The sequence below is a fragment of the Photorhabdus viridis genome (assembly GCF_040256935.1).
GTDB lineage: Bacteria > Pseudomonadota > Gammaproteobacteria > Enterobacterales > Enterobacteriaceae > Photorhabdus > Photorhabdus viridis.
Genome location: NZ_JBEJZY010000506.1, coordinates 1 through 223 on the forward strand (window position 1 = coordinate 1; position 223 = coordinate 223).

Genomic DNA, 223 nt, shown 5'->3' on the forward strand with positions numbered 1-223 from the left:
CTACCACCACACGTTGCTGAACGCCCCCGAAGCCCTGGCTTATCTGGAAAAACGCCGGTTAAATCACCCGGAATTAGTCGCCTGTTTTAAACCGGGCTTTGCCAACCGCACCCTGGGTTACCGGCTGCCCGCCAGTAAATACAAGGCCGGTTCCGCTATCCGGGTCCGGTTAATGGCGGCGGGTATCCTGCGGGACAACGGGCATGAACACTTCAGAGGGTCA

General features: G+C 58.3%; 1 protein-coding gene. It reads left to right on the forward strand.

What is annotated here, in order from left to right; genetic code table 11:
* On the forward strand, window positions 1–223 hold a 223-nt coding region (locus tag ABR397_RS24310), incomplete at both ends, for a hypothetical protein (protein WP_350307915.1).